Raw genomic sequence first — 6000 nt, 5'->3', positions numbered from 1 at the left:
GATTCTAGCTCGGGTATTGAAGGGACTCACTCTGTCGGCTTTGCAGATGCAGATGGTCGATGGCGACGCCTTCTTTCTGCATCATGGCAAGCCTGAGTACATGACTTGAGCCCGGTGTCCCGCTAGTTCAAAGCCGTTTCTGCGATGTGCGTTCCAGGTACTCGATAAGAAGCCGGTGCTTCGTCATCACCCACGCAATCCGCCGTCCTTGGAATGCGACAGCCGGCTGCGGTGGCCGGACAATCACCGCGTACTTCTTCTTCGCTACTTCAAGCTGTTTTTCCAGATCATCGACTTCATAGCAGAGGTGGTGAAGACCTCCTCCGCGCAGCGCCAGAGCCTGAACCGGGCAATCCTCACCGGCGGGTTCTACCAGTTCCACTTGGCTCGCGCCCGGCGCATCGTAAGACAAGAACGCTACATTGACCTGCTGGAGAGGATCGTGGACCGTCTCACTGACAGCGATGCTGCCGGTGAGTTCCGCCAGTTCTCCCTGGCACTCCTGGATTGAACGCACCACGAATCCGGCATGGTGAAATTTCGGGTTAGCCATGTTGCATCATCGAACGCAATTGCGCCTGAATACTGTCAAAAGATGCCTTTTCCTGGAATTCCTCCAGGTCCAGTTCTACGCCGAACTCTTCGCTGACAACGGCCAGCAAGGTCAGATGCGCGACCGAGTCCCACTCGGGCACCGTTTCCGGGCTCGCGCCCGGGATGTCGGCTGCGCGCAGTCCTCGAAACGTGGTCAAGAAACACTTGCTCAATCGATTTTGAATATCATCCACCGGTGACTTCCTTCACGTCGTGGAATAGAAGCGGGCAATGCTGCCGAAAAATGTTTTCCGTCACCACCACTTCGCTGCCTGTGCCGAGACACCCGATTGCCGCAAGAAATTCTCGCAGCGGCCCATTGCGTTCTGTCGGTGAGTAGCACAGGCGAATCTCTTGCACCTTCAGATGATCGAACAGCCGGCGCACAGTCTGGTATTCGATGTGCCTGCCAAACGCTCTGCAACTCATCACCCAGGTACGAACGGTTGCTCGCCCAGACGCCGCCTCGCCGACAACAACCGCGATCCGGCCCAGCGATCCAAACTTGTCTTCGTAGGAAATGAGGGCAAAAAATGTGCACGGCTGGCTCATCGCCTGTTTCCATTCTGCTTCGCTGAACCTCCGGCCGTTGAGGTTGAACTGATTGGTTTTGTTCACCAATTCCAACGCGCGGCGATCATCCGAATTTGGCCGAAAGTCGATCGTGATTTTGCTGCCGACGGTAGATAGAAATTCAGACGAAGTCTGTGTTCCCACTGGCGGCTGAAAGAGTTCCGCCGTTCGCAAACTGCTTGTACGTGCGCGGTCCTCATCGGTCCAGACGGGTCTTCCAAATAATTCGCGCACCTTCCAGAACAGCTGCAAAGTAGCTTCCGCGTTCTTGGAATCGAACAACAAGCATTCGACTTCGGGAAATTTCGCCTGGACTTCCGACAGTTCGAGCGGGCTGTCGTCGATCATCACGACGCTGTCAGCTCCCACATTCCACGCCGTCAGGATGCGCGCGACCGACTCCGACTTTGCTCCCCAGTGTACGTCCGCGGGGTAGATGCATGACGCGGGTATTAAGCAGTCGGGCCGAGACAGCGCCTTTGCAACCAGCTGGGGATCGTTCTTGGAAGCGATCGCAATCAACACACCCGATTCCGCCAGCGCTGCCAGCAATTGCTGATACAGACCGTGCAGCTGGCTGTGGCCCTCGAGGTTCCACGTCACTCCTTCGACTCCGTCCTCACCTAGGATTCCCGACCACAGTGTCTGGTCCAGGTCCGTTATCAAACCCTTTTTGGGCGTCTTGGGATAGAGCACAGCCGCGTAAAGTTCGGCCAATTTATCGGCATGGGCCTGGCGATACGGAAACCCGGCAAGCAAGTCAAACTTGATATCGAAACGCAACCCAGGTGGTGAAACTTCCGCCAGCCGCTGCTGGCTCATCACACGGACACCACCATGGTTCGCCAGCGATGAGAGAAATGCGCTCATTTCTGTCCAAACCTTCAACTCAAACGAGCTCGCATTGTCCGGGGTCGTATAGCTGATCGGAACTAACGGCAGAGTCGGGGCTGAAACAGCGACTGGGCATTGGTCAGCCGTTTTCAGAATTTCTGTTGCGAGCGTCTCCAGTTTACGCCGCACCTCCGCGAAGATATCGTCCATGGACGACGCCTTCCATCCGCCCGAACCCCGGTATCCCAAGCGAAGGTCCAGGTCAGGCCACTCGATGACCACGGCGCAACTGTCGGAGTGCTGTTGCCGAGCCTTGTCGATTGGGCCGATCAGGTCTCCAAAAGCACCGGTTTCAACTCGGACTTCGCGGTCGGGAGAGCGCAGTTGGATGTGAGCTTGGAGGAATGTCTGCAGGTGGAGCGGCGTAAACCCGCATGCAAGTTGAACGACGCGCGCAGGCTTGCCACGTTGCTCGCTGGAATGATTGACTTCAATTGCGTCGCTGAGGCGCATGGAACGGGGGGCTCCTACCGTTCAAAAGCCCTGGTCATGCATCGACGTCGGCCAAGTTGCTGGAGCATTAACCTTATCAAGCTCAACGGGTCTCGGGACATGAACGTGCTTCTGCGGCATCTTGAGCTGCGATGTGAATCATATTAGCATGGTCATCTGGCGCTCGCGCCAGGCGCGAATGCCCGCTTTTGCGAACTATGTCTGCAGGCGTCTCCGATGACGCCGAAACCTGGCGCCACACGAATCGCTGTCCTCGTCGCACAACATCCCGCGATCAATCATGCGGTAATTCTTCGCGAGATTCGCGAGCTGCGAAAATTCCTGGATATCAGGACCGCCTCCATCCGCGGCCCCGACCGGCCGAGCGCAGAGCTGAGCGACGAAGAGCGCAATGAGGCCGCCAACACGTTTTACGTTAAGCAACAAGGTCTTCTCGCGGTGCTCGGTGCCTTGCTGCCGACATTTCTTTTCCGCCCTTTCCGCTTTCTCGGTGGGATGGGATACGCGCTGAGCCTCGCCGGATTGCGTGTTCGAAAATCGCTTAAGAATCTCGCGTACTTTGCGGAAGCTGTGGTGCTGGGTCACTGGATGGAGAAGAACCATCTTATCCACCTGCACGTCCATTACTCATCGACCGTCGGACTTCTTCTGGCTCGCGTCTTTCCGGTCGAGCTATCGATCTCCTTCCACGGCCCAGACGAGTTCAAGGATCCGGTCGGATTCTGGTTGCGCGAGAAGATCGAGGCGTGCACGTTCGTCCGCGCGATCAGCCAATATGCCCGCGAGCAGCTGATGAAAACCTGTGCTGCCGAACAGTGGTCGAAGATTGAAGTTGCTTACATGGGAGTAGATTCCGGCATTCTCAGCCCGCAAAAATTCCGCGAACGTCCTGATCCCCTGGAGATCATCTGCGTCGGCCGCCTCGTGCCTGTGAAGGGACAGAAGGTTCTCATTGCCGCTATCGAACAGCTGGTGCGCGATGGCCGCAATGTACTCTTGCACCTTGTCGGCGGAGGTCCTGACCGGGAGAGCCTCGAACGCGAGGCGGCCAGTCGCGGCATCCAGAGAAATGTCACCTTTCATGGATTCACGCCACAGGACAAACTCAACGAACTGTACGCCCGCGCCGATGTTTTTGCTCTCGCCAGCTTCGCCGAAGGTCTGCCCGGTGTGTTGATGGAAGCCATGGCCATGCAGCTCCCTTGTGTGTCCACCTCGATCACAGGAGTTCCGGAGTTAATCCGCGATGGCACCGATGGTTTGCTTGTCCCGCCTGGCAATGAAACCGCCATGGCCGGAGCGATTGCGCGCCTGATGGATAACCCGCAATTACGCCAGCACCTGGGATCGAACGCGCGCCGTCGCATCACGGAAGATTTCGAGCTCGGGAAGAACGCTCATTACATGGCTTCGATTTTCGAGCGGCGCGTCGGGAGCGGACCGGTTACCCGCGGATTGGCTGGTGGAGAAAATCTGAGTAAATCTTAGCGATATTGACTGCGGCTTGCTCAATGGAAGAATTTTCGCGGACGTGGCTCTCACCTTGCCGCGCCAATCGCTCCCGCAGCTCAGGATTTTCGATCGCTTGCCCAACCGAATCCGCGAGCGCCCCCACATCGCCCGGCGGAAACAGCAGGCCGTTTTCTCCGCTGTGCACCAGTTCCGGGTTTCCACCAACGTTCGAAGCAATGACGCAGCAGCCGCAGGCCATCGCTTCCATCAACGCGTTTGAGAATGCTTCGCTGCGCGATGGCAGGACAAAAACGTCCATCGCGCTGAGCCATCGATCTATCTCCGGAGTTGCCGGTTCGAAATGGCAGGCGTCGCGGATCCCGGCTCGAGCCGCGTGCTCTAACAAACCGCCGAGTTCTGGGCCACTGCCGACCACCACCAGCATCATTCCGTCTCTTCTGAAGCGCACTCGCGCGAAGGCGTCGATCAGGGTCCCCAGGTCCTTCTCCGCGCGAAGTGAACACACGGTGCCGATCACCAGCGAACTGTTCTGCAAGGGCGGTGGCTTCGGACCTGCTAATCTTCGAAAGCGCTGCAAGTCGACCCCGTTGTAGCACACTCGCACCTTCCGTTCCGGCACCTGATCATCTTCGATGACGTGACGCCGCAGGAATTCACAATTCACGATGATGCCATGTGTGAAACGATCAGAGATGCGCGTCAGCCTCCGATACAACTTTGGGATCAGTTCGCGATGCCCGCGCTGACTCGAAATCGCTATGGCGCGGGTGAACAACCGTGTCGCGGGCACAATTGAAACCGCCGTCGGGTAATCCCAGGCGTGCACGATCCGTATGCCATTGACACGGACGTAACGCACAAAGTCCGCCAGGCCGGTTACGGCGTCCAGAGAGAAGTAGGAATCAATTTTGAAACGCACGACTGGGACTTTGGTGGCGCGCAGCTCCTCAAAGCGCAGACCTCCCGTCCGGAAGCAGCCGACGTGGGGAGCAAATCCGGTCTGCGTCAGGTTCCTGGCAATCTCGGTCATCTGCCGCTCGCTTCCACCAAGGTGCAGTTCGCGAGCCATCAACAGAATCGGTATGCTCATGGTTGGCGGAAGGCTGATCGACAGCTGGTATTGCCACTCAGTGCATTGTATATGTGCAGCGAACGGCGAAGTCGCCAGCGGTTCGCCCGCTTCTGAGCGGCGCTCGATCCTAAGGTAGAGCCCATCTAGGAACTGCACTGTCAGGCAGAGCCGGTTCCGAATAGAGCGCAGGACATCGCCTCTCCCGGCCCGCCTCAGCTTCCCCTTGTTCGGTAGCCGGATGATTAACAGTCGAGCGGACTTGTCCCGCTGGCCCCTCGAATTTGGTCTTCTTTTGCGGTACATTTCAACTCAGGTGATCCCTCCATCGCATCGGTCGGCAGGAAGAACGCAGAACCGCGCCTGCTTCGGCATGTTCGGCTTCCGGTGGATCGCTGTCCTCCTGCTTGCGACGGCAGTAGCTTCCTCGGCGTACCCAACGCAAGCGCCCGAGCCTGCTCAGGCGGCGGTTAATAATGCGGCAACGACAAACGCCGTAGCGTCAGTGCACTTATTGCGCATCGAGCAACACCCCGAAGGCGCGCTGACGCGGGTAGTAATTGTGCTCGACCGGATGGGACCTTTTCGTTCGGCGATGCTGCACAACCCTGACCGTGTTTACTTCGATCTCGAGGGTGCCCGACCCGCGCCGAAACCGCAGGCGCTCACCGCAGGAGCGGCGGACACGCTGGTCTCCAAAATCGTCGTGGCTGAGCACGCCCCAAACATTACTCGCGTCGTCATTCACCTGCGAGCGCCGGTTTCGTACCGCGTTACTGAATCACAAGCACCCATCGGAATCGCTGTTGCTCTTATCCCGGCGGAAGCGACAGCTAGCGCTTCGGGACCCATTCCACGCCTGATTGCGCCAGTTGCCGTACCGCGACCACGCACTCCGGCGCCTGCAGCAGGCTCGGAGCAGAAGTCGAACATCGTTGAACCGC

General features: G+C 58.0%; 6 protein-coding genes. 1 reads left to right on the top strand and 5 read right to left on the bottom strand.

Going from position 1 to position 6000, the window contains the following annotated elements; genetic code table 11:
- Positions 1-127 precede the first annotated feature (127 nt).
- Genes VFI82_15470 through VFI82_15460 form a run of 3 tightly spaced genes read right to left on the bottom strand, consistent with a single transcriptional unit; the run spans position 128 to position 2211 of the window.
- Entirely contained in the window at positions 128-553 is a 426-nt protein-coding gene (locus tag VFI82_15470; GenBank protein HET7186085.1) for a VOC family protein, read from the bottom strand.
- Complete coding sequence (locus VFI82_15465; GenBank protein ID HET7186084.1) at positions 546-752, bottom strand: hypothetical protein; 207 nt, start codon at positions 750-752, stop codon at positions 546-548. The genes VFI82_15470 and VFI82_15465 overlap by 8 nt, the downstream gene beginning before the upstream one ends.
- 28 nt (positions 753-780) lie before the next feature.
- Positions 781-2211, bottom strand: coding sequence for an HAD-IIIC family phosphatase (locus VFI82_15460; GenBank protein ID HET7186083.1), 1431 nt, complete (start codon positions 2209-2211; stop codon positions 781-783).
- 519 nt (positions 2212-2730) lie between these two features.
- On the opposite strand from VFI82_15460, the gene VFI82_15455 reads away from it, so the two are divergent.
- Entirely contained in the window at positions 2731-4002 is a 1272-nt protein-coding gene (locus VFI82_15455; protein ID HET7186082.1) for a glycosyltransferase family 4 protein, read from the top strand.
- On the opposite strand, the gene VFI82_15450 is transcribed toward VFI82_15455, so the two are convergent.
- Both VFI82_15450 and VFI82_15445 read right to left on the bottom strand, forming a co-directional pair.
- Positions 3959-5077, bottom strand: coding sequence for a glycosyltransferase family 4 protein (locus VFI82_15450; GenBank protein ID HET7186081.1), 1119 nt, complete (start codon positions 5075-5077; stop codon positions 3959-3961). The two genes, VFI82_15455 and VFI82_15450, sit on opposite strands and share 44 nt — an antisense overlap.
- Before the next feature lie 490 nt (positions 5078-5567).
- A complete protein-coding gene (locus VFI82_15445) occupies positions 5568-5804 on the bottom strand; it encodes a hypothetical protein (GenBank protein HET7186080.1) in 237 nt (78 codons plus the stop codon).
- Between the last annotated feature and the right edge of the window lie 196 nt (positions 5805-6000).

The organism is Terriglobales bacterium, from assembly GCA_035691485.1.
In the GTDB taxonomy this organism is placed as follows: domain Bacteria; phylum Acidobacteriota; class Terriglobia; order Terriglobales; family Acidobacteriaceae; genus JAIQGF01.
Note: the sequence above shows the minus strand (reverse complement) of the source record. Positions and strands in the feature narration are given on the sequence as shown.

Bases quoted from the DNA above. Each gene is read 5' to 3' on its own strand.
- VFI82_15455 (HET7186082.1), top strand. From the start codon at position 2,731: ATGACGCCGAAACCTGGCGCCACACGAATCGCTGTCCTCGTCGCACAA.
- VFI82_15470 (HET7186085.1), bottom strand. From the start codon at position 553: ATGGCTAACCCGAAATTTCACCATGCCGGATTCGTGGTGCGTTCAATC.
- VFI82_15450 (HET7186081.1), bottom strand. From the start codon at position 5,077: ATGAGCATACCGATTCTGTTGATGGCTCGCGAACTGCACCTTGGTGGA.
- VFI82_15460 (HET7186083.1), bottom strand. From the start codon at position 2,211: ATGGACGATATCTTCGCGGAGGTGCGGCGTAAACTGGAGACGCTCGCA.